This is a genomic window from Phycicoccus sonneratiae, from assembly GCF_016887965.1.
Lineage (GTDB): Bacteria > Actinomycetota > Actinomycetes > Actinomycetales > Dermatophilaceae > Phycicoccus > Phycicoccus sonneratiae.
This window is the reverse complement of sequence record NZ_JAFDVD010000023.1, coordinates 15,489-35,109: the sequence shown is the minus strand read 5'-3', so window position 1 is coordinate 35,109 and position 19,621 is coordinate 15,489. Positions and strand designations below refer to the sequence as shown.

General features: G+C 74.8%; 22 protein-coding genes. 5 read left to right on the top strand and 17 right to left on the bottom strand.

The window, feature by feature from the left end; all coding sequences use genetic code 11:
- Positions 1 to 6: 6 nt before the first annotated feature.
- From JQN70_RS17995 to JQN70_RS17950, 10 genes are all read right to left on the bottom strand, one after another.
- Complete coding sequence (locus JQN70_RS17995; RefSeq protein WP_204132762.1) at positions 7 to 198, bottom strand: hypothetical protein; 192 nt, start codon at positions 196 to 198, stop codon at positions 7 to 9.
- Positions 199 to 300: 102 nt separating this feature from the next.
- Entirely contained in the window at positions 301 to 1,218 is a 918-nt protein-coding gene (locus JQN70_RS17990; RefSeq protein WP_204132761.1) for a type II secretion system F family protein, read from the bottom strand.
- The gene (locus JQN70_RS17985; protein WP_204132760.1) at positions 1,215 to 2,084 is read right to left on the bottom strand and encodes a type II secretion system F family protein; all 870 of its coding nucleotides are present in this window, start codon (positions 2,082 to 2,084) and stop codon (positions 1,215 to 1,217) included. Before JQN70_RS17985 ends, JQN70_RS17990 begins: the two co-directional genes overlap by 4 nt.
- Positions 2,081 to 3,649 carry a TadA family conjugal transfer-associated ATPase gene (locus JQN70_RS17980; protein WP_239111821.1) on the bottom strand — a complete coding sequence of 523 codons (1,569 nt, stop codon included), beginning with the start codon at positions 3,647 to 3,649 and terminating at the stop codon, positions 2,081 to 2,083. Before JQN70_RS17980 ends, JQN70_RS17985 begins: the two co-directional genes overlap by 4 nt.
- On the bottom strand, positions 3,646 to 4,437 hold the full coding sequence (locus JQN70_RS17975; protein WP_204132759.1) for a CpaE/TadZ family protein: 792 nt from the start codon (positions 4,435 to 4,437) through the stop codon (positions 3,646 to 3,648). The genes JQN70_RS17980 and JQN70_RS17975 overlap by 4 nt, the downstream gene beginning before the upstream one ends.
- A gap of 5 nt (positions 4,438 to 4,442) precedes the next feature.
- Entirely contained in the window at positions 4,443 to 5,132 is a 690-nt protein-coding gene (locus JQN70_RS17970) for an SAF domain-containing protein (RefSeq protein ID WP_239111820.1), read from the bottom strand.
- A gap of 33 nt (positions 5,133 to 5,165) precedes the next feature.
- Positions 5,166 to 5,648: a hypothetical protein gene (locus JQN70_RS17965; RefSeq protein ID WP_204132758.1), complete on the bottom strand. Its 483-nt coding sequence runs from the start codon at positions 5,646 to 5,648 to the stop codon at positions 5,166 to 5,168.
- 443 nt (positions 5,649 to 6,091) lie between these two features.
- A complete protein-coding gene (locus JQN70_RS17960; RefSeq protein ID WP_204132757.1) occupies positions 6,092 to 6,655 on the bottom strand; it encodes a hypothetical protein in 564 nt (187 codons plus the stop codon).
- 253 nt (positions 6,656 to 6,908) lie between these two features.
- Positions 6,909 to 7,118 carry an excisionase family DNA-binding protein gene (locus tag JQN70_RS17955; protein ID WP_204132756.1) on the bottom strand — a complete coding sequence of 70 codons (210 nt, stop codon included), beginning with the start codon at positions 7,116 to 7,118 and terminating at the stop codon, positions 6,909 to 6,911.
- A 515-nt stretch (positions 7,119 to 7,633) separates the two neighbouring features.
- Positions 7,634 to 8,659, bottom strand: a complete 1,026-nt coding sequence (locus JQN70_RS17950; RefSeq protein ID WP_204132755.1) for a hypothetical protein — start codon at positions 8,657 to 8,659, stop codon at positions 7,634 to 7,636.
- A gap of 99 nt (positions 8,660 to 8,758) precedes the next feature.
- Between JQN70_RS17950 and JQN70_RS17945 the strand changes: the two genes are divergently transcribed.
- The 3 genes from JQN70_RS17945 to JQN70_RS17935 all read left to right on the top strand — a co-directional run bounded on the left by JQN70_RS17945 (position 8,759) and on the right by JQN70_RS17935 (position 12,251).
- Entirely contained in the window at positions 8,759 to 9,427 is a 669-nt protein-coding gene (locus JQN70_RS17945) for a response regulator transcription factor (RefSeq protein WP_204132754.1), read from the top strand.
- Positions 9,424 to 10,701 carry a sensor histidine kinase gene (locus tag JQN70_RS21105; protein ID WP_204132753.1) on the top strand — a complete coding sequence of 426 codons (1,278 nt, stop codon included), beginning with the start codon at positions 9,424 to 9,426 and terminating at the stop codon, positions 10,699 to 10,701. The genes JQN70_RS17945 and JQN70_RS21105 overlap by 4 nt, the downstream gene beginning before the upstream one ends.
- 83 nt (positions 10,702 to 10,784) lie before the next feature.
- Entirely contained in the window at positions 10,785 to 12,251 is a 1,467-nt protein-coding gene (locus JQN70_RS17935; protein WP_204132752.1) for a right-handed parallel beta-helix repeat-containing protein, read from the top strand.
- A gap of 64 nt (positions 12,252 to 12,315) precedes the next feature.
- Here the strand turns inward: JQN70_RS17935 and JQN70_RS17930 are convergent, their stop codons facing one another.
- Together JQN70_RS17930 and JQN70_RS17925 are read right to left on the bottom strand one after the other, a co-directional pair.
- Positions 12,316 to 13,701, bottom strand: coding sequence for a hypothetical protein (locus tag JQN70_RS17930; RefSeq protein ID WP_204132751.1), 1,386 nt, complete (start codon positions 13,699 to 13,701; stop codon positions 12,316 to 12,318).
- A gap of 111 nt (positions 13,702 to 13,812) precedes the next feature.
- On the bottom strand, positions 13,813 to 14,238 hold the full coding sequence (locus tag JQN70_RS17925) for a GNAT family N-acetyltransferase (RefSeq protein WP_204132750.1): 426 nt from the start codon (positions 14,236 to 14,238) through the stop codon (positions 13,813 to 13,815).
- Positions 14,239 to 14,390: 152 nt separating this feature from the next.
- Here JQN70_RS17925 and JQN70_RS17920 point away from each other — a divergent pair, with 152 nt between their 5' ends.
- Both JQN70_RS17920 and JQN70_RS17915 read left to right on the top strand, forming a co-directional pair.
- Positions 14,391 to 15,218: a DUF4397 domain-containing protein gene (locus JQN70_RS17920; protein ID WP_204132749.1), complete on the top strand. Its 828-nt coding sequence runs from the start codon at positions 14,391 to 14,393 to the stop codon at positions 15,216 to 15,218.
- A 61-nt stretch (positions 15,219 to 15,279) separates the two neighbouring features.
- The gene (locus JQN70_RS17915; RefSeq protein ID WP_204132748.1) at positions 15,280 to 15,972 is read left to right on the top strand and encodes a class F sortase; all 693 of its coding nucleotides are present in this window, start codon (positions 15,280 to 15,282) and stop codon (positions 15,970 to 15,972) included.
- 43 nt (positions 15,973 to 16,015) lie between these two features.
- On the opposite strand, the gene mobA is transcribed toward JQN70_RS17915, so the two are convergent.
- The 5 genes from mobA to JQN70_RS17890 form a co-directional block, all read right to left on the bottom strand.
- Positions 16,016 to 16,654: a molybdenum cofactor guanylyltransferase gene (gene mobA / locus JQN70_RS17910; RefSeq protein ID WP_204132747.1), complete on the bottom strand. Its 639-nt coding sequence runs from the start codon at positions 16,652 to 16,654 to the stop codon at positions 16,016 to 16,018.
- 50 nt (positions 16,655 to 16,704) lie between these two features.
- Entirely contained in the window at positions 16,705 to 17,718 is a 1,014-nt protein-coding gene (locus tag JQN70_RS17905; protein ID WP_204132746.1) for a sensor histidine kinase, read from the bottom strand.
- Positions 17,718 to 18,449 carry a response regulator transcription factor gene (locus JQN70_RS17900; RefSeq protein ID WP_204132745.1) on the bottom strand — a complete coding sequence of 244 codons (732 nt, stop codon included), beginning with the start codon at positions 18,447 to 18,449 and terminating at the stop codon, positions 17,718 to 17,720. The genes JQN70_RS17905 and JQN70_RS17900 overlap by 1 nt, the downstream gene beginning before the upstream one ends.
- A 62-nt stretch (positions 18,450 to 18,511) precedes the next feature.
- Positions 18,512 to 19,207 carry a class I SAM-dependent methyltransferase gene (locus JQN70_RS17895; RefSeq protein WP_204132744.1) on the bottom strand — a complete coding sequence of 232 codons (696 nt, stop codon included), beginning with the start codon at positions 19,205 to 19,207 and terminating at the stop codon, positions 18,512 to 18,514.
- A complete protein-coding gene (locus tag JQN70_RS17890) occupies positions 19,204 to 19,620 on the bottom strand; it encodes a hypothetical protein (protein WP_204132743.1) in 417 nt (138 codons plus the stop codon). The genes JQN70_RS17895 and JQN70_RS17890 overlap by 4 nt, the downstream gene beginning before the upstream one ends.
- Between the last annotated feature and the right edge of the window lies 1 nt (position 19,621).

The window sequence follows — 19,621 nt, the reverse complement described above, 5'->3', positions numbered from 1 at the left end:
GTGGCGTCAGGTGATCTTGGCGGCCTCGGTGGTGACGTAGGTCTTCACGGCGAGGACGACGATGCCGACGATCGCGATCACGGCGACGGCCCACAGGACCTGTTCGATGGTGACTGAGCCGCGCTCGCGGGCGCGGCGGGTGGCGGTGTCGCTCAGGTGGACACCGAGGGTGTGCAGTGCGGCAGCCAGGTGGTGCATGGGTGTTTCCCCCTTACTGGTGGGTCGGGTCGGGCGTGGTGCCAGTCCGGCCCGGTTTAGTTCCGCGGCAGAGGCCGCGGGGGTGGGCTTCTGGTATTCGGTTCAGGTGGCGCCTCCGATCACGCGGAGCAGGGCGGGGGTGACGAGGATGGCCAGGAAGATCACGCCGAGCAGGCTCATCGGGATGGTCATCCGTTCTGCGACCTCGTTGGCTCGGGCCTTCTCGGTGCTGAGCATGGCGGTGCGCATCGCGGCGGAGCGGGCCCGCAGGGAGGCGTAGACCTGGGCGCCTTCCTCCCCGGACAGGCGCATGATGTCGGCCAGGTCGTCCAGCTCGGGCAGGCCGAGCTCGTCGGCCAGGACGCGCAGCGCCTCCCATGGGGTCAGCCCGGACCAGCGGGTGCGGGCGAGCTCTTCGACCAGGCGGGTGAACACCCAGGAGTCGCCGATGGTGGCGGCGGTCTCCATGGCCTGGCGGGGGCCGGCGCCGTTGTGCCGTTCCAGGGCGACCAGGTCGATGTACGCGCCCAGGGCGCGGGCGAACTCGGCGCGGGCCTTGCGGGCGTCGTCGCGGGCGTTGTAGTCCGGCAGGAAGAACATCACCGCGGCCAGGGCGATGCTGGCGAACACCGGGATGTACACCGGCAGTCCGGCGTCGAAGGTGTTGAACAGCATGGTCAGCAGGGGCGGGATGACCAGGCCGAGGAGGGCGTAGAGGATCTTCTGCCCGTAGAACCGCGACAGCGGTGTGCGCAGGATCGCCAGCTCCCTGGTGGGGGTGCGGACCCACAGCCCGGCCGGGAGGGTCTTGATCCCCCACATCCCCAGCCGCTGCGTGGCATCCACCGAAGGGGTGTCGACGGTGGCGTCGTGGGAGCGTCGGGTGTGGCTGGGAGAGAGCCGGTCCAGGGCGTCGCGCAGGTCGGGCTGGGCGGGCACGACCCGCCAGATCAGCAGCGCGACGCCGAGCCCGACCAGCGCCCCGGCCGTGACGACGAGCTGGAACGTGGTGTGGGTCATGGGTGTGCCTGCCTGGCGGGGGTCCCGATGAAGCGGGGCAGGGGGCGGCCGGCGGCCATGGACCGCATCCAGACCAGGGTGGCGACGTACAGCCCGAGCAGCACCACCAGCAGGACCTGCCCGAGGGGAGTGCCGTAGGGGGCGACGTAGGTGCCGGAGACCGCCAGCACCGCGAGGACGGCGACGGTGATGATGGTGACCCAGCGGGCGGTGGCGCGCGGCTTGGCCCGGTCGGCCTCGATCTCGCGGCGGGCCCGGACGTCCGCGGCCACCGACTCGGCCAGGCCGTCCAGGACGCTGGCCAGTCCGGCACCGCGGCGCCGGGCGCCGAGGATGAGGTTGGCGGCGATGACGTCGCCGGTGGCGTCGTTAAGGTCGTCGGCGAACGCGCGCAGCGCGTCCTCGGTGCCCCACCTGGCCCGCAGCCGCGACACCAGCCGGGTGACCTCGGGGCGCATCGAGTCCGGGGTGGAGCGCAGGGTGGCCAGCAGCGCCTGCTCGAGCCCGATCCCTGCGGTCAGCACCCCGGACAGGGCCCGGGTCCACTCCTCCATCGCCTCCAACCGGCCGATCCGGGACGCGGACGGCGGTGCTGTCAGCAGCACCGGCAGCCCGGCCGCGGCCGCGGGCAGGACCAGCACCGCGACCCACCACCCGGTCACCGCGGCGACTAACAGCCCGCTCAGGGCGCCGCCGACCAGGAGCATCCGGGTCCGCGGTGTCACCGCCGCGAGCCGGCCCAGCCGTGATGAGGTCCTCGGTTTGGGGGCGGAGGGTGCGGGTGGTGTCCGGCGCAGCCCGTGGAGCAGCCCGATCAGCCCGGCGACGACCAGGGCGCCGGCGACCGCGGGAACCAGGGCGGTCATGACGCGGCCTGCCCGCCGCGCAGGTACCCGTCCAGGTCGAACCCGTACCGGGCCAGGTCGCGGTAGGAGTCGTCCAGGACGTGCGGGGTCGCGACCCGCTCCCCCGGTGCCGTGCGGAACACGTGCTGCAGCGCGTACCCCTTCTCGCGTTCGCCGCCGGTGACCGTGATGACCTCCCCGACCCACCGGTTGCGCTGCCAAGTCCCGTCCCGGTGAGGGGCAGTGTCCAGGTGGACGAAGACGACGATGTCGATCGCGGACGCGATCGCGCGGATGGCGTAGTCGTGGGTGACGTGCGGGCCGGCCTCCATGGCGCAGGTGACCAGCTTGCCGATGGCGCCCTCGGCGCTGGCGGCGTGGGTGGTGGAGATCGACCCGGCCCCGGACTCCATCGCCTTGAGCATGGCCAGGATCTCGTGGCCGCGGACCTCGCCGACGATCTGCCGGGAGAGGTTGAACCGGAACGAGTCGAACAGCGCCTCGGACAAGGTGAACTCGCCGGCCTGGCGCCCGTCCGGGCCGCGTTCGCCGGAGCCGGGGCGTGCCTCCCACGCGAACACGATCGGGTGCTGCTCGGGCAGCTCGTGCAGGTGCAGCTCGTACTCGGTCTCGAAGGTGCCGATCGCCTCGTGCTTCGGGATCTCGGCGCACAACGCCCGCACCATGGTGGTCTTCCCGGCGCCCTGCGCGCCGGCGACCACGATGCTCTTGCGCGACTTGACCGCGGCGGACAGGAACGACGCCGCGACCTGCGACAAGGTGCCCAGGTCGACCAAGTCGACCAGGGTGACCTGCCGCAGCCGGTGCCGGCGGATCACCACCGACGGGCGCGGGGTGACCCACGCCGCCGCGGCGAGGCGGGCGCCGCCGTCCAGACGCAGGTGCAGCCGCGGCTGCGCCTCGGAGAACGGGCGGGCGTTGACCTCGCTGCGCGAGGCCAGGAAGACCAGGAAGTCGATCAGCTCCTGGTCGCTGTCCGCGACCGCCGGCCCCGGGACCAGGTGACCGTCGGTCAGCTCGAGGGTGACCTGGTCGTGCCCGGTGATGATGACGTTCTCCACCCGGTCGTCGTCCACGAGCGGTTGCAGCCGGCCGAGCCCGAACAGGGCGTCATCGACCGCGACCGCCAACGCCTCCTGCTCGGCGGCGGACCAGGTCGGCACGCCCGCGTCGATCCGTTCGGCCGCTTCGGTCTCGAGCAGCTCGCCGATGATGACCCGGCCCCGGGCGCGTTGCTGCGCGGTGGTGGTGTGGGCGCGCTCGGACCCCATCGCGGCGGACAGCCGGTCGGAGGCCTGCCCGCGCAGCGAGGCGACCAGGGCCCAGTCCACATCCCCGGCGAACGGTCGCGGCAGCGCCCGCGCCACCGGCAACATCACCTCCGCGGGTGATTGCGGTGTAGGTGCCTGCGCGGGGGACGTCGGCTCGGGGGTGGGGGTCAGGGTGAAGGCGCCGCGGACCCGGCCCGGCCGCTGCGGCACTGCTGGGGTGGCGAAGATCGGTAGGTCGCTCGGTGCCGGGCCCGCCGCCGCTTGTGCGGGGCTGGTGGGGTGGTCGGTGCTCATCGGGTCTTCTCCGGTTCCGGTTCGGCCAGGGGTTCCCGGAGGGTGGCCACGCGGGTGCTGATGGCGTCCTGCGCCGAGCGCAACGAGCGCAGCAGCCGGGTCCGGTCGAGGTTGCGGGGGGCGTCGTGGCCGTGGGAGAACACCGCGGCCGCGGGCTCGTCCCATGCCACGGACGCGAGCACGGGCACCTGCAGCACGTCGGTGACCTCACGGGCGGTATACGGACGGGCGTCGCCGACGGTGAGCAGAGCGAACCCGGTCGAGGTGCCGTGCTGCTCGAACCCGCCGCGCAGGGTCTCGGCCCAGGACCTGGCCCCGGCCAGGGCGACCAGGTCGGTGCGGGTCACCAGCAGGGTCAGGTCCGCGGCGTACAGCAGCGGCTCCGGGTACCCGTCCAGGCCGAGCCGGCCGGCGTCGACGATCACGTCCTGCCCCACGGCGTCCAGGCTGCTGAACGCCTGCGCGAGCGGCTCCCACAACGAGGCCAGGGAGCGGGCCTGGCCGTGGGCGCGGGTTCCGGGGATCAGCGTCGCGGCCGAGCCCGGGATGCGCATGGTGACCGCGGGGATCGCCTCGGGCAGGGTGCCGTCACGGTGCGCGAAGGCCAGGTCGATCAGCGAGTCCGTCGGTGCGGCCCGGCCGCGGAAGTACCCGGCCAGCAGCGCGGACCCGCCGGTCGGGTCGGCCTCGACCAGCAGCGCCGGTCGGCGCCAGGTCAGCACCAGCGCCAGCGCGGTGGTGGTCACCCCCGGTGAGCCGGAGGCGGAGGTCAGCACGATCAGCGCCATGATGCTCAGCGCTCCCGGGAGTCCAGGACCAGGGCGACCTTGCCGGTGGCGGCCCGGGCGGCCAGCTCGGGCGCGTCGTCGGTGGGGACCAGCACGCTGACCACGTTCTGCCCGTTCTCGTCGTTCACGCGCACCCCGACCACCGTCGCGTCGATGGTCGCCGGCGCATCCTGCGTGGTGACCTCACCCTGCTCGCCGGGGGTGGCCACGATCCGCACCTTGTCCCCGGCCAGCAGCGGCTCCCCGGGCATCGACGCGGCCGGCAGCCCGACCCCGACCATCGAGAACCCGGCCGGCGGGACCACCGCCGTGGTGACCTGCGCCCGGGTGAGCAGTGTTCCGGCGGCGATGTCCACCGCGGCCCGCTGCCCCACCACCGTGTCCGACTGCGAAGCCGGCACCGGGTCCAGGGCCGGGTCGGTGCTCACCTGCACCGCGACCACGTCCGATGACTCGATCAGCGCGCCGCGCTCGACCGGCACCCGCACCGCCAGGACGCTGCGGGTCGTGCTTGTGGCCGACCAGGCGAACGCGGCCAGCAGCGCCCCCAGGCAGATCGCCGCGATCGACGCCGCGACCAGCATCGGGCGGCGGCGCAGCTTCGGCGGCGGCGCCACCGCGGCCTCCCGCGCCGGCGCCGCACTACCGGCTCGCTCCTGGACCGCCCCGTTCACCCGTGCGGTGTCGATGGCCATGCCGTTCCCCCTTCTGCCCGCAGTCCCCCGCCGTTACTGCACGAGGACCTGCACCTCTCCGACGGTGATCAGCACGCTGTCGGTGAACGACAGCGGGATCGTGCCGCTCTGGCCCATACCGGACCAGTCGACGTGCCAGTACGACGTCGCCCTCACCCGGAAGCGGCCGGGGTGCTCGTAGCGGTACCCGCAGTCCGGGCTGGACGTCTTGCCGAACCGGTCCTCGTACACCGTGCCCGGGTCACGGCAGACCACGACCTCGCCGTCGCCCATACCCCACACGACCCGGTCCACCTTCGCCGTGGCCGTCACGGTGTACCCGCCGGTCGAGGCCGACTTCGTCACCGGCCCCCACGTCGACGCGTCCGGGGCCTCGGCCCACATCCACACCGGCAACCCGACCAGCCCGACCCGGCCCGGTCGGGCCTCGGGCACGATCCCGATCCGGATCGCGTGCAGGTTCATCACCGCGATCGCCCGCCGCGCCAGCTGCGCCGGGTCCGGTGGGGCACCCACCCCCGGAGGCGACGCGGACCAGAACTGCGACACGATGAACCCACCTGGGCCCAGCGCCGGCCGGAAGCAGTCATAGACCGCACCGTCCGTGTGGCCCTGCCACACCGGGTCCGACTTCGGCGGCTGCGGCGACGCCGCCTTCGCATAGCACTCGCGCGACTGCACCCAGTAGCCCTGCTTCGTCGAACACGGCAACTCACGAGGCGGACTCCCCAACGTGAACCGGCAGGTCACCTTCTTAGGCGGTTTCGGGTCCGAGCCCCCGCCGGGGTCCGTCGGGTCCCCTGGATTGCTGGGGCCTGGGGGAAGGTCAATGATCACGGTGCAGGTGCCGGTGTGAGGGTCGGGGGTCTGCCCTGGAGGGCACTCGACTGGAGGCGTGGCGGCATGAGCCTGACCGCCAGCGCCGAGGTGGAAGCAGCCGAACATGAGCACGACTGCCGCTAGGCGACGCATGGCCTGCCCTCGAGACGATCGACTGTGACGAAGAAGCCCTGCGGGGACTTCTCGACCTCATAGGTGTACTGCTGACGGTTGGGACGACTGCTCGCAACGACCGACTTGCCCGAGGCGTCAACGACTTCGACACCCGTGACGTCGATGCACGCCGTCACGCTGAACTTCTTGTTGGCCTTCTTGGCAGCAGCCGGGTCGACGACTTTGGCGGCTCCTTGCTGGACCCAGCCCTTAGAGCGATAGTCCGACAAGGTCGACTGCCACTGGGCCAAGGCTTGGCCTCGCGCCACCGTCGCGAGCACGTTGAGGTTCGACTTGGGATCCGCGCCAGTGGAGTCAAGCACGCGCCAGTAGTCGATGACGGACTGCTCGGCGTCCACAAGGTCTTGCTCTGCCGGGGTCAGGGACTTCGTGGGTGTCGGCGTCGAGCTCGACGACGCGCTGGTTGCGGTCGCGGTCTGCGTTGCCGAGCTGACGGTCGGGGTGGCGTCACCGTCGTTGCACCCCGCGAGCGCGACTGCGGCCAGTACCGCGACGGCAGCGATGCCCACCAATCTCGTTGTCATGACGCCCCCTTCGGTCTCCGCGCCGAAGCCTGTCGCCCGCCCCTGCCAGGACCGGATCCTGTCTCGACTCTCGCTGAGAGATTCCCCCTGCTACCCGCGCCGGTTCTTCCGACGAACTTGTTGGGACCCAGAATCACACGGCTTCTGCCGACGTGCTCGCCCAGAACAAACCTGTGGAAAACCATGGTGGTGCGGGCGCGCCTGTGGATAGAAGGCTTCTGCGGGAACTCGCAAGCCATCAGTACGGCCCCAGGTACGGTGAGCGCGCGGTGGGGATGCGCTCGAGCAGGTGGTCGACGTCATCGGGATCCAGCCGGATCAGCCGCCCGGTGCGGTAGGCCGCGAGCTGGCCGCACGCGATGCGTCGTCGAAGGGTGCGGATGCTTACTCCCGTTCGATCGGCGGCGGCGGACAGGGATTCGTAGGTTCGGCGGTCGGTTGTCTTCATGGAGCACCTCCTGACCCCCTAAGCCAGTCGACCCACTCCTGGTGGCCAACGGCCCCAAATTGCTGACGAGAAGCCGGACGTCCGGGGCCACCGAAGGTGGACCGGGCGGGCCCGCAAGACGCCTCCAATGGCACTCGCGCCGAAAACTTGTGGCACGTATGTGGCACGCGGGCCACCTTTGCGCCGGCATCTCGCGACATATCCACAGTTCAGACACCTAATGCAGGGTGTTTCGCACGGTAACTCCTAAAGAAGGTGTCGCAGGTTCGAATCCTGCCGGGGGCACTCTGCACGCCCGAGCGTGCGAGGGCGTGAGAGTGCCCCCGGGCGGATGACGGGAGCCGGAGCCGCTCGCGACGGAGGAGCGAACGGCGACGGCGGGTCCTGCCGGGGGCTGCGACGGCGGGTCCTGCCGGAGGCTGCGACGGCGGGTCCTGCCGGAGGCTGCGACGGCGGGTCCTGCCGGAGGCTGCGACGGCGGGTCCTGCCGGAGGCTGCCGGACGCCTCTGTGACCTCAGCCGCGGAACGGGATGGCCGAGCGTCCGACGGGCACGTCGTACCCGTTCGCGAGGAGCAGCTGGCGCACCGACGCCGTCGCCTCGGGCCCGTTCGGCGACGGCGAGAGGGCCACGGCCCGCACCGGCAGCGGCGCGGGCGCGGTGACGACGAGGGCGTCCGGAGACTCCGGACCCGCGCCGGTGAGCCGCAGGTACGGGGCGATGCCGTAGGCCGACGCGCGGTACGACAGCAGTGCGGCCTCGGCGCGCAGGGCGTCCTCCCCGGGCCGGGTGATGAGCATCGCGGAGTACCGGGTCTCGCGCTCGTCGACGAAGCCGGGGTGCTTGACGAGCAGCAGCACCTCGTGGAGTGCCTCGAGGAACGGCTCGAGGTGGGCCTCCAGGTGGGCCCGCAGCTCGGGGCTCGGCGCGGCCCCGGGCTCGACCCCGGGCTCGCGGTCGAAGAGGTCGGGGCCGAACCCGCCCGCGAGGTCGCCGAGCATCGCGAGCGCCGCGTCGACCAGCTCGAGCTGCTCGCCGCGGTCGTAGCGCACCGGCCGCCAGCCCTGGTGCCGCAGGTACACCCCCTCGCCGATCCCCCACGCCACGTCGAGCTCGCGGTGCGCGAGGGCGGCGAGCGGGGCGGTGGGATCGAGGCCGATGGCGTACGACTCGCGCGCCCCGCCGTAGAGGCGCCACATCGCGAGCGAGTCCGGCGAGCGGCTCGCGCTGAGGACGAACGCGCTGCCGGCCCCGGGCCCCTCGCCGCGCTCTGTCGACTCGCGCACCTTCTCGGCGAGGTCGGCGGCCATCGGGCCGTCCCGCTCCCCCGCCAGCTCGAGCACCCGGTCGACGACCATCCGCCCGCCGAGGACCACCTCCTCGCGGTCGTTGAGGAACGAGGCCGCCGTCGCCCAGAGCGTGTGCGTGGAGAGGATGGCGAGCAGGCCCGGACCGTCGGTGTAGTGCCACACGAGGTCGGCCGGCAGCGCGTCCGGGCCGACGCCGGAGGCGGCCGCCCCGTCCCCCCGGCCCGTCTCCATGCCCCGACCCTAGCCACCGGACGAGCCGGCGCGGCGGTGGGCGATCACCTCGGCTGTGCACCACGAGACCGGGCCCGGGCCCGCTGCCACACTGGCGCCATGCGGGTGCTCATCGTCGAGGACGACACGCGGCTCGCCGCCCACGTCGCCGCGGCGCTCACCGCGTCCGGGCTGAGCGTCGACCTGGCCGGCTCGGTCGCGGCCGCCGACGAGAAGGCCTGGACGACCGAGTACGACGCGATGGTCCTCGACCGGATGCTGCCCGACGGCGACTCGCTCGGGCTCCTGGCCCGGCTGCGCGCCCGCGACGACACCACGCCGGTCATCGTCCTCACCGCCCGGGCGGACCTCCCGGACCGGCTGGCCGGGCTGGACGGCGGCGCCGACGACTACCTCGCCAAGCCCTTCGCCCTGCCCGAGCTCCTCGCCCGCCTGCGCGCCCTGGGCCGCCGGCCCCGGACGGCCGCCCCGCCGGTGCTCCGGCTGGGCGACCTCGAGCTCGACCCCGCCTCGATGCGGGTGTCCCGCACCGGTCGCGAGCTCGTGCTCACCGCCAAGGAGTTCGCCCTCCTCGAGCACCTGCTGCGGAACGCCGGCCGGGTGGTGTCACGCTCCGAGCTCGTCGAGCACTGCTGGGACGAGTTCGCCGACCCGGCGTCGAACGTCGTCGACGTCCGCATCCGGCTGCTGCGCGGCAAGCTCGGCGACCCGCCCCTCGTCCACACCGTGCGCGGCGCCGGGTACGTGGCCGAGGAGCGTCCGCGGTGAGCGGCACGGACCGGGGCACCCCCCAGCACCGGGTGCTGCGCAGCCTGCGGAGGCGGCTGCTCGCGACGGTCGTCGTCGTCGTGACGCTCGGGGTCGGCTCGGCCTGCGTCGTCCTCGTGGCGCGCGACGTCCAGCTCTCGCGCGAACGGGCCGACAGCGACCTGCTCGCCGTCGCGTCGCGGGCGGCGGCCCTGGTCTACCTCGACGACGACGGGGCACCCCGCACCGACGCGGTCGCCGACGACGACGTCACCGCGGGCGGCGCCCGGGTGCTCGTCGTCTCCGACCTCCCGGGGTCGGCGGCGTCACCGGTCCTCCTCGACTCGCGGCCGGGGGCCGGCGACACCGGCGCGCTGGCGCCCCTCCTCGCCGGCGCCCGCGCCGACGCCGCCGAGGAGGGGTCCCTCGCCGACGTGCGCCTGCCCGGCGGGACGCGGCGGGCGGCGGCGATGCCCTGGTTCTCCGGCGACGCGGTGGCCGGGGTGGCCGTGGCCGTCGAGGGCAATCCCCGGCGGCTGGCCAGCCCCCTCCTCGTCCCGATCCTCGCGGCCGGCGCCGGCCTCGTCGCGCTCTTCACCGCCCTCGGGTGGGTGCTCACGGCCCGCAGCCTCCGGCCGGCCGTGCAGGCCGCCGCCGACCGCGAGCAGTTCCTCGCGACGGCGGCCCACGAGCTCAAGGCCCCGCTGGCCCACGTCCGGGCCGCGGCCGAGGCCCTCGGGCGCGGGCAGCCCCCGGGCTCCCCGGCGTGGTCGGCCTCCCGGGCGGTCCTGCGGGACGCCGACGGGGCGTCCAGCGTCGTGGGCAACCTGCTCCTCGCCGCCCGGATCGACAACGCCGACGTCCCGACGACGCGGTCCCCCGTGCGCCTCGACCGGATCGCGTCGGACCTCGAGCTGCGGCACCCCGGGGTCGTCGCGGTCGTCGACGAGGCGGTGGTCGTCGACGGCGACGAGGCCCTCCTGCGCCACGCGCTCGGCAACCTCGTCGAGAACGCCCTGCTCCACGGGGCGGCCGACGCCGACGTCCGGATCGAGCTGCGGCGCACCGGGACCCGGGCCGTCGTCCGCGTCGTCGACCGCGGACCCGGCCTGCCCGGGGACGTGGACGTGCGCCGGCCCTACGCGGGCACCGGGACCGGCACCGGCCTCGGGCTCTCGCTCGTCGAGTGGGTGGCAGCCCGGCACGGAGGGCGGCTCGACCTCGCTCCGGGCGACGACGGGACGGGCACCGTCGCGACCCTCGACCTCCCGCTCGGGTCCGGTCCCGCGGCCTGACCCGAGGGCGCCGGCTGCGTCATCGACGCGTCATCGTGCGTGGGCGACGGTGGGGGCCCACGACCCCCGACCGAGGAGAACCCATGTCCACGACCGGACGCACCGTCCTGGCCGCTCCCGCCCTCGTCCTGCCCGTCGGGCTGGCAATGGCCCTCCTGTCCGGCGCGAGCGCCGGGGCCGCCACGCCGCACGCCGCGGTCGCGCCGCGCGCCCCGTCCGCCACGGCGGCACCGACGACGACTCTCCACGTGAGCCCGACCGGCGACGACGCCGCGACCGGCTCGGCGAGCGCGCCGCTGCGGACGCCCCAGCGGGCGGTCGACCGCCTCGGGGCGTCCGGTGGGACCGTTGTCCTCCACGGCGGCACCTACCGCGGCCAGCGGGTCGTCCTCGCGAACCGCACCGACGTCACGGTCCGGGCCGCCGACGGGGAGACGCCCGTCCTCGACCTCACCGGGACCACGGTCCCCGGCGGCACGACCGGGGTCGTCGAGGTCCGTGGCGGCACGCGGGTGGCGGTCGAGGGCCTGACCGTCACCGGATACCGGACCCGCTCGACCGCTGCGACGCCCATCGGCATCTACGCCACCGGCGCCACCGACGGTCTGCGCATCGTCGGCAACCACGTGCACCACCTCGGCAACGACAACCCGACCCTCGGCAGCTTCGACACCAACGCGCACGGCATCGCCGTCTACGGACGGTCGGCGACGGCCGCCATGCGGGACGTGACGGTGAGCGGCAACGAGGTCGACCACCTCGTGCTCGGGGCCAGCGAGGCGGTCGTCCTCAACGGCAACGTCGACGGGTTCGCCGTCACGGGGAACTCGGTGCACGACACGAACAACATCGGCATCGACGCGATCGGCTTCGAGGAGACCATCGGTGGCGCGGCCCGCTGGACCGACGTCAACCGGGCGCGCCACGGCCGGATCGCGGGCAACACCGTCACCCGGATCCGCAGCGAGGGCAACCCCGCCTACTTCGAGGACGGCCAGTACTGCAACTGCGCCGACGGGATCTACCTCGACGGCGCCCTCGACGTGACGATCGAGCAGAACACGGTGCGCGAGGCGGACATCGGCATCGAGGTGGCGTCGGAGTGGGCCCGCGGGCGCACCAACGGTGTCGTCGTGCGGGGCAACACGGTCACCGACAGCCGGTACGTCGGCCTCGCGCTCGGCGGGTACGACACGGCGCGCGGCGAGGCGTACGACATCGCCGTCTCGGGAAACACGTTGCGGAACAACAACACTCTGCACGACGGGTCGCCCGAGGTCCTGCTCCAGTACTACGTGCACGACACCCGCATCTCGGGCAACACGGTGACCGCCACCGACCCCGCGTACCCCTTCGTTGTCGGACGCGTCCGGCCGGCGGGCGCCGCGGCGAAGAACCGCGGCCTCGTGCTCGACGCCAACTCCTACGGGGGCCCGGTGCCGGCGTCCGAGGCGGTGTTCGTCTGGAACGGCACCGAGCGAGTCGGCCTCGCCGCCTGGCGCCGGGCGAGCGGCCAGGACGCCACGAGCACCTGGACGGTCCGGCCCTGACCCGGCCGGCAGGGCCGTGACCCGCGGTCCGGGCGGCCGAGCAGGGGCCCGCCCGGACCGCGGGTCACGTCAGCGACGGACGCCTCGACCAGTCCGGTGCGTTGCCCTTGAGCTTGGCGGAGAAGGCCGCCGAGGCGGTGGCGTGGTCGGCCCGGCGCACGGTGTCTCCCTGCAGGAGGACGTAGTCGACCTCGACGCCGGTGCTCAGGTGCAGACGGGGCGAGAAGAGGCGACGGGTGACGACCACCTGGTGGGTCTCGGCCCGCGCGGGGCCCACGACGAGGACCCAGGCCCCCGTGCCCGCCCGGCCGAGCGGCTCGATGGCGTAGGCCGCGGCGAGGGCGCTGGGGCCCGCGCCGGCCGACGCGGTCCCGACGCGGTCGGCGAAGGCCCGGACCTTGGCGACCACCGCGGCCAGGCGGGTGCGCGCGTTCCCGAGCGCCGCCAGCGTCGCGACGTCCTGCTCGGCCTGCGCTGCGACGTCCTGCGCCCGCTGTCGCTCCTCGTCGGTGAGCTTCGGGTCCTTCGCGTCCTTGCGGGCCCTGTCGAGCACCGCCTGCGGGTCGCCCAGCGCGCCGATCGCCGCCCCGAGCAGGGCGTCGGTCTCGGCGGCCTCGACGTCGCCCGTGACGAGGGCCCGGATGCTGGTCCGCAGCGGGGAGCCGTCGTCGGGCACGCGGGTCCAGTGGTGCCGGACGCGCAGGTGCCCCGTGGTGACCAGGTGGTGCAGCACCGCCGTCTGGACGGAGAGCGAGGCGACGTCCGAGACGTTGCTCGTCACGGCGGTGTCGACCTCGAACAACGACGCGACCTGCGTGACGACCGCCCCGGCCACGGCGGCGACCGTCGTGGCCGGGTCGACGAAGGACGTCGTGTCGAGGCGATCACCCCCGGCGGGCGCCTCGGGCAGGAGGGCGGCCGCATCCGCCCCCGCGGCGGCCAGGCGGGTGCCGAGGTCGGCGGCCTCGTCGGCGACCTGCCAGTAGGCCGCGACCGCCGCGACGAGGGACGTCTCGGCGGTGACGAAGACGGGGACGGGAGCACCACCGTCGTGCGGCACGGCCCCGGCGACGTCGGAGGCGACCTGCTGCGCGACGGCGGCGACGGCCAGGCCGACGGCCTCGTTCTGCCTCAGCGCCCGCCCGTCCCCGAAGGTGACGGCGTTCTTCTGGAGCCCGCTCAGGTCGGGAACGGCGCCGGTGAGCCGCTCGATGAGCTTGTCGGTGCGTGCCGCGTCGAGGTCGGCCCTGGCCTTGTCGTTCGCGAGCTGCTTGGCCCTGAGGTCCGCCGCGGCGGCGTCGGTGGCGATCTGGGCGTGCGCCTTCTGCACCTCGAGGTCGGCGCGGACCTTCTCGGCGTCGGCGCGGGTCTTGTCCGCCTCGGCCTGGCTCTTGCTCGCGGTGGCGAGCGTGCTCAGCGCGGTCGCCAGGTCGGTGAGTGGGTCGGTCATGGTCGCCCCCGGCACGTCGCCCGTGGTGGCGGGTCGCCCTGCCTGCGGCCCGCCGGTGGCTGATCGTCTCGCAGGTCGGGGCGTCGGCGCCAGAGGATGCCGGGGGTGGGGTCAGAGGTCCTTGCGCAGGTGGACGTCGTCCCGGCCGTCGGTCGGCACGCCCTCCCACCGGAAGATCTCGCGGTACCCCGCGCGTTCGTAGAACGCCGGCGCCTGGAAGGTGAACGAGGTGACGAACACCCGCCGGCACCCGCGGGAGCGGGCCTCGGCCTCGAAGGCGGCCAGCAGCTCGGCGCCGACTCCCCCGCCGCGGTGGGCCTCGTCGACCCACGTCATGGCGATGCCCGCGGCCTCACCCCACGTCCACCCGGACACCCCGCCGACGAGCGCGCCCGCGGCGTCGACGACCCGCACCGTCAGCTCGCGGGCGGCGGGCGTGCCGGCCGTCGCCGCGGCGTTCACCGCGTCGAGCTCGTCGCTGAGCCGCTGGTCGAGGGCTGCGTCGCCCTCACCGGTCGTCGTCGTCAACCCGTCCATGACCGGCGAGCATCGCAGAGCGGGAGGGCGCGCCGGCGCGCCACCCCCGCCGAGGTCCACGCGCCGGGTCCGATGAACCTTCGACAGGGTGCATCCGCGGAGCGCGCGATCCGGAAGAGGGGGTGTCAGCACCTCCTCGAGAAGGGTTCGTCATGCGTCGAGTCATCGCAGCGTCGGCCGCCACCGCGGCGCTCTCCCTCCCCCTCGTCCTCAGCACCCCCGCCAGTGCCGCCGACGACGCGAGCGTCGTGGTCGTCCACGGGGTCCCGGGCCTCACCGTCGACGTCTACGGCAGTGCCGACGACAGCTACAGCGCCGACGAGGCGCTCCTCCAGGACTTCGAGCCCGGGACGGTCACCGACCCGGTCTCGCTGCCCGGAGGCACGTACAACCTCGCGGTCTTCCCGGCGGGCGGCGACCCGTCCGGGGACCCGGCGATCGAGGCCACCGGGGTCGAGGTCCCGGCCGGCGCGAACATCAGCGTCGTGGCCCACCTCAACGCCGACGGCGACCCCGTGCTCACGCCGTTCGTCAACGACGTCGACCCGGTGGCCGCCGGCGAGGCGCGGATCGTCGTTCGGCACACCGCGGCCGCACCCGCGGTCGACATCCTGGCCGGTGGGGAGCCGGTGTTCACCGGCCTGACCAACCCGAACGAGGACAGCGCCGACCTGCCGACCGGCTCGGTCTCGGCCGCGGTGGCCCTGGCCGGCACGACCGACCCGGTCATCGGCCCGGCCGACCTGGACCTCGCGGAGGGCACGTCGACCATCGTCTACGCGTACGGCTCGGCCGAGGACGACACCCTCGCCCTCGCCGTCCAGACCATCGGCGGGCTGCACTCGTCGCCGTCCGGCGTGCCGTCGGGGACCGCCGACCTCCCGGCCGACCGGACGCCCTTCGCGCTCACCGCGATCGCGGTCATCGCCCTCGCCGCGGCGGGAGCAACCGGTCTGCGCGCGAAGCGGACCCGCGCCTGAGCCCGACCCACACGGCGGGTGGCCCGGCACCGGGCCACCCGCCCCTGCACGAGGAGGTCCGATGACCGCACCCCCGGGCGCGCGGCGCTGGGGCGTGGCCTCGGTGGCATCGCTCGCGGTGGCCGTCGGCGCCCTGCTCGCCCTCGCGCTCTGGGTCGCCGGTCGTCCCGGCGAGACCTCCGGAGACGGTGCCGCTGGCCTGCAGGGCGCCACCCCCACGACATCCGCCCCGACGCCCGCCGCGACCCCGTCGGTGCGGGCGACCGCCCGGCCGGCGGCTCCCGGCGCATCGAGACGGCCCGTCACTCCCGCACCCGTGCGCCTGCGCGTCCCCGACCTCGACGTGGACGCCACGGTGCGTCCGGTCGGTGTGCAGGACGACGGCGCGATGGTCATCCCCGCGGCGCCGACGAGCGTCGGCTGGTACCGGTACGGCGCGGCGCCCTCGGACCCCGTGGGGCACACCGTGATCGCCGGTCACGTCGCCACCCGGGAGGACGGACCGGGTGCGCTGGCGCCACTGACCGAAGCCGAGGAGGGGATGCGGGTCGAGGTCACCGACGCGGACGGGACGGTGCACCGGTACGTCGTCGAGGGCCGCACCCTCATCCGCAAGAAGGCCCTGCCCGTCGACGACGTCTTCGCGCGCGACGGGCCACCGCGCCTCGTCCTCGTCACGTGTGGTGGCGAGTACCTGCCCGAGCTGCGGTCGCACCGGGACAACGTCGTCGTGACCGCGGTCCCGGTGTCGTGAGTCCCTGACGTCCGGTCCCGGTCCCGAGGGACGTCCCCGCGACTCAGGCCTCGCCCCGTGGAGGGGCCTCGCGGCGGTCGGGGTCGGGACCGGTGCCGAGTCGGCGCAGGTCCTCCGGGGTGTCGACGTCACGAGCGGCGTCCCCCACGATGCGAACCCGCCTGTGCGACAGGGCGAGCAGCCGACGGGCGGGGGCGTCGCGCACCGGTCCGGCGAGGACGTCGCGCAGGGGCTGCCGGCGGTAGACGCCGAGGAGCGGGTTGGCGCGGCCCGCGCCGTCGGCCGCCACCGCCGCCGCGAGGTCCGGGTCCTCGTCGAGCGCCACGAGGAGCGCCGGCAGCGCGGACGCCGCCAGGGGCATGTCCCCGGCGACGACGGCGACCGGCCCGCCGCCGAGCGCCGAGGCGTCGGCCGCCGCGAGACCGGCCGCCACCGCAGCCAGCGGCCCCCCGCCGGGCGGCTCCTCGATCGTCCAGACGGCGTCGGGGCGGGGGGTGGCCCGGCGGGGTCCGACGAGCACGAGCGGCCAGCGCGCGGGCAGGGCCTGCAGCAGGTGGTCGAGGACGGAACCGTCGCCGAGCGGCGCCGCGAGCTTGTCGCGGCCGAAGCGCGTCGAGCGACCCCCGGCGAGGACGACGACCGTGACGTCGGTCCGCTCCTCCCACACCCGGTCCGCGCCCATCCGGCGAGTCTGCCACCCGGTGGCCGGCGGCGACCTTGTGCGCCGGCGCGTCAGCCGGGGACGACCTCCCCGGGCACGACGAGCCGGAATCGGCAGCCCGGGCCGTGGCGCGGCGTGACCTCGACGTCCCCGCCGTGCGCCCGGGCGATGCCCCGGGCCACCGCGAGGCCGAGGCCGGCACCGACCCCGGCCGCCGGGGTCCGTCCGCCCGTCCCGCGCCAGCCCGGCTCGAAGAGGCGTCCGGCGTCCTCCGGCGCGATGCCGCCGCACTCGTCGTCGACGGTGATCTCCGCGCCGTCGGTCCGGGCGGCGAGCCGGATGCGCACCGCACCGTCGGACGGGGTGTGCGTGACGGCGTTCGCCACGAGGTTGGCCAGCGCCCGCCCGAGCTCGGCGCCGTCGACCCGGGCGACGACCGGCCGGTCGGCACTGGCGCTGAGCACGACGCCCCGGCGCTCGGCGACCGGTCGCGCGCCGGCGACGGTGTCGGACACCAGGTCCGCGAGGTCCACGGGGGCGACGTCGAGGACGAGGGAGCCGCTCTGGAGGCGCGAGAGGGCGAGCAGGCCGCCGACCATGTCGGACATCCGGTCGGTCTCGGCGCGGATCCGCCCGAGGTAGTCGGACCCGGGCGGCGCGACGCCGTCGTCGAGCGCCTCGGCCATCGCGCGGATGCCGGCGAGCGGGGTCCGCAGGTCGTGCGACACCCAGGCGACGAGCTCGCGCCGCCGAGCCTCGACGACGCGGTCCCGCTCGCGGGTCGCGGCCTCCTCGACCGAGTGCCGCACGACAGCCTCGACGCGGCGGGCGACGAGCCACCCGAAGAGCCCGGCGATCGGCAGGCAGGTGGCGAGGACGACGAGCACCACCTGGTGGTCGTGCTCGCTGATGAACATCGCCTGGGCGGTCGCCGCCACGCCGGCCGCGACGATGACGAGGACGAGGACGGGCACGAGGACCGCCGCCCAGACGAGCGAGGAGCGGGCCTGACGGTCGACGAGCAGGGCGCCGACGAGGCCGACCGCGACCGCGGCGCCACCGGAGAGCAGGACGACCAGGAGCATCAGGTGCCCTCCGGGGTGGGGTCCGGGATGGCCACCGGGGTCGGCTCCCAGCGGTACCCCACCCCCCAGACCGTGCAGAGCCGGCGCGGCGCGGAGGGGTCGTCCTCGACCTTCTCGCGGAGCCGCCGGACGTGCACCGTGACGGTGGACTCGTCGCCGAACTCCCACCCCCAGACCGAGCGCATCAGGTCGGCGCGCGAGAACGCCTGTCCCGGAAGGGAGACCAGGTGGGCCAGGAGGTCGAACTCGCGGGCGGTGAGGGGCAGCACCTGCCCGGCCCTGCGGACCTCGTGACGGCGCCGGTCGACGACGAGGTCGCCGTCGACGAGCGGCTCGTCCGAGGGCGCCCCGGACGCCGCGGCTGCCGCCTCGGTGCGGCGCAGCACCGCCTGCACCCGGAGGACGAGCTCGCGGGCGCTGAACGGCTTGCCGACGTAGTCGTCGGCCCCGAGCTCGAGGCCGAGCACCCGGTCGGACTCCTCGCCGCGGGCGGTGAGCATGACGACGGGGAGGTCGCCGCGGTGCGCGCGCATCCGGCGGAAGGCCTCGAGACCGTCGAGCCCCGGCAGGGTGAGGTCGAGGAGGACGAGGTCGGGGGAGGTGGCGCGGGCCCGGGCCACCGCCTCGAGCCCGTCCCCGGCCTCGACGGCGTCGATCCCGGCGCGTTCGAGGTAGGTGACGACCACCTCGCGCAGCACGGGGTCGTCGTCGACGACGAGGACGGTGGGCACGGTCCCAGCGTAGGAGCCGGCGGGGGCCGGGACCACGTCGTCCGTGCCGGCACCCGGTCCGGTCACGACCGGACCCCTACTCCCAGGACGACGAAGGTCCGGCGCCGCCGGCGGACCTCGCGCAGCCGGTGCCACCCGGCGTCCCGGGCCGGGGACACGAGGGCGTCGGCGCCCACCTCCGCCCAGGGGAAGGGGTCGCTGGGCCGACCGTCCGCCGTCGACACCTGCGCCGTGTACCGGGCCAGCCGCCCACGCTCTGGCGAGGTCTCGATGACGAGCAGGCCTGCGGGAGAGGCCACGTCGCGGCACCGATGCAGCAGGGTCGACGGGTCGCCGCCGATGCCGACGTTGCCGTCGAGGAGCAGGAGGACGTCCCACGACCCCTCCGCGGGCAACGGACCGAACACCGAGCCGAGGTGCACCGGGATACCCCGGTCGGCGGCCAGCCGCACCGACGTCGGCGACACGTCGACGCCCAGCGCGTCCCGCCCGCGCCGTCGCGCCTCGGCGACCATCCGGCCGGGCCCGCAGCCGACGTCGAGGACCGACCCCCGGGTCGACGCGAGGAGGCGGCGCTCGGTGCGGTCGGCCCCGGCGAGGAACCGGTGGACGGGGACGCGCTGCGGGGTCGTCGATGCGCCTGCCGCAGAACCGTGCTCGAACAGGTGCAGCGGACCTCCGGTCGACAGGGCGTGGTGGTACGGCTCGTCGCCACCCCGGCCGAAGGTGACGGCCGCGGCCCCCGCGTCGAGGCTCACGACGGTGCCCCGGGCTCCGCCCGCCGGAGGCGTCGACGGTCGCGCAGGGCGACACCGAGGGCCACGAGCAGCGCCCCGCCGACGATCGCGAGCCAGCCCGCGAGGTACGGCCGGTCGAGCAGCGTGGGGTTGTCGGGCCGCGCCCCGAAGCGCCCGAGCACCGGGACCGCCACGAGGGTGAGTGGCCCGAGGACGACGAGCAGGACCGCGAGCGCCGGGCGCGCCCAGCGGGCGAGCAGCGTCGCGGCCACCCCGAGGGCGACGACGGCCGGGGCGAGCACCCCGTCGTGGCCGACGACGCCGCCGGCCGCCCACACCACGACCGCGACCACCTGGTCCCCCGGCAGGCGGAGCAGGCGGAGCAGCCCGTAGCCGACCCCCGCGACCCCGGCCAGCCCGAGCACTGAACGCACC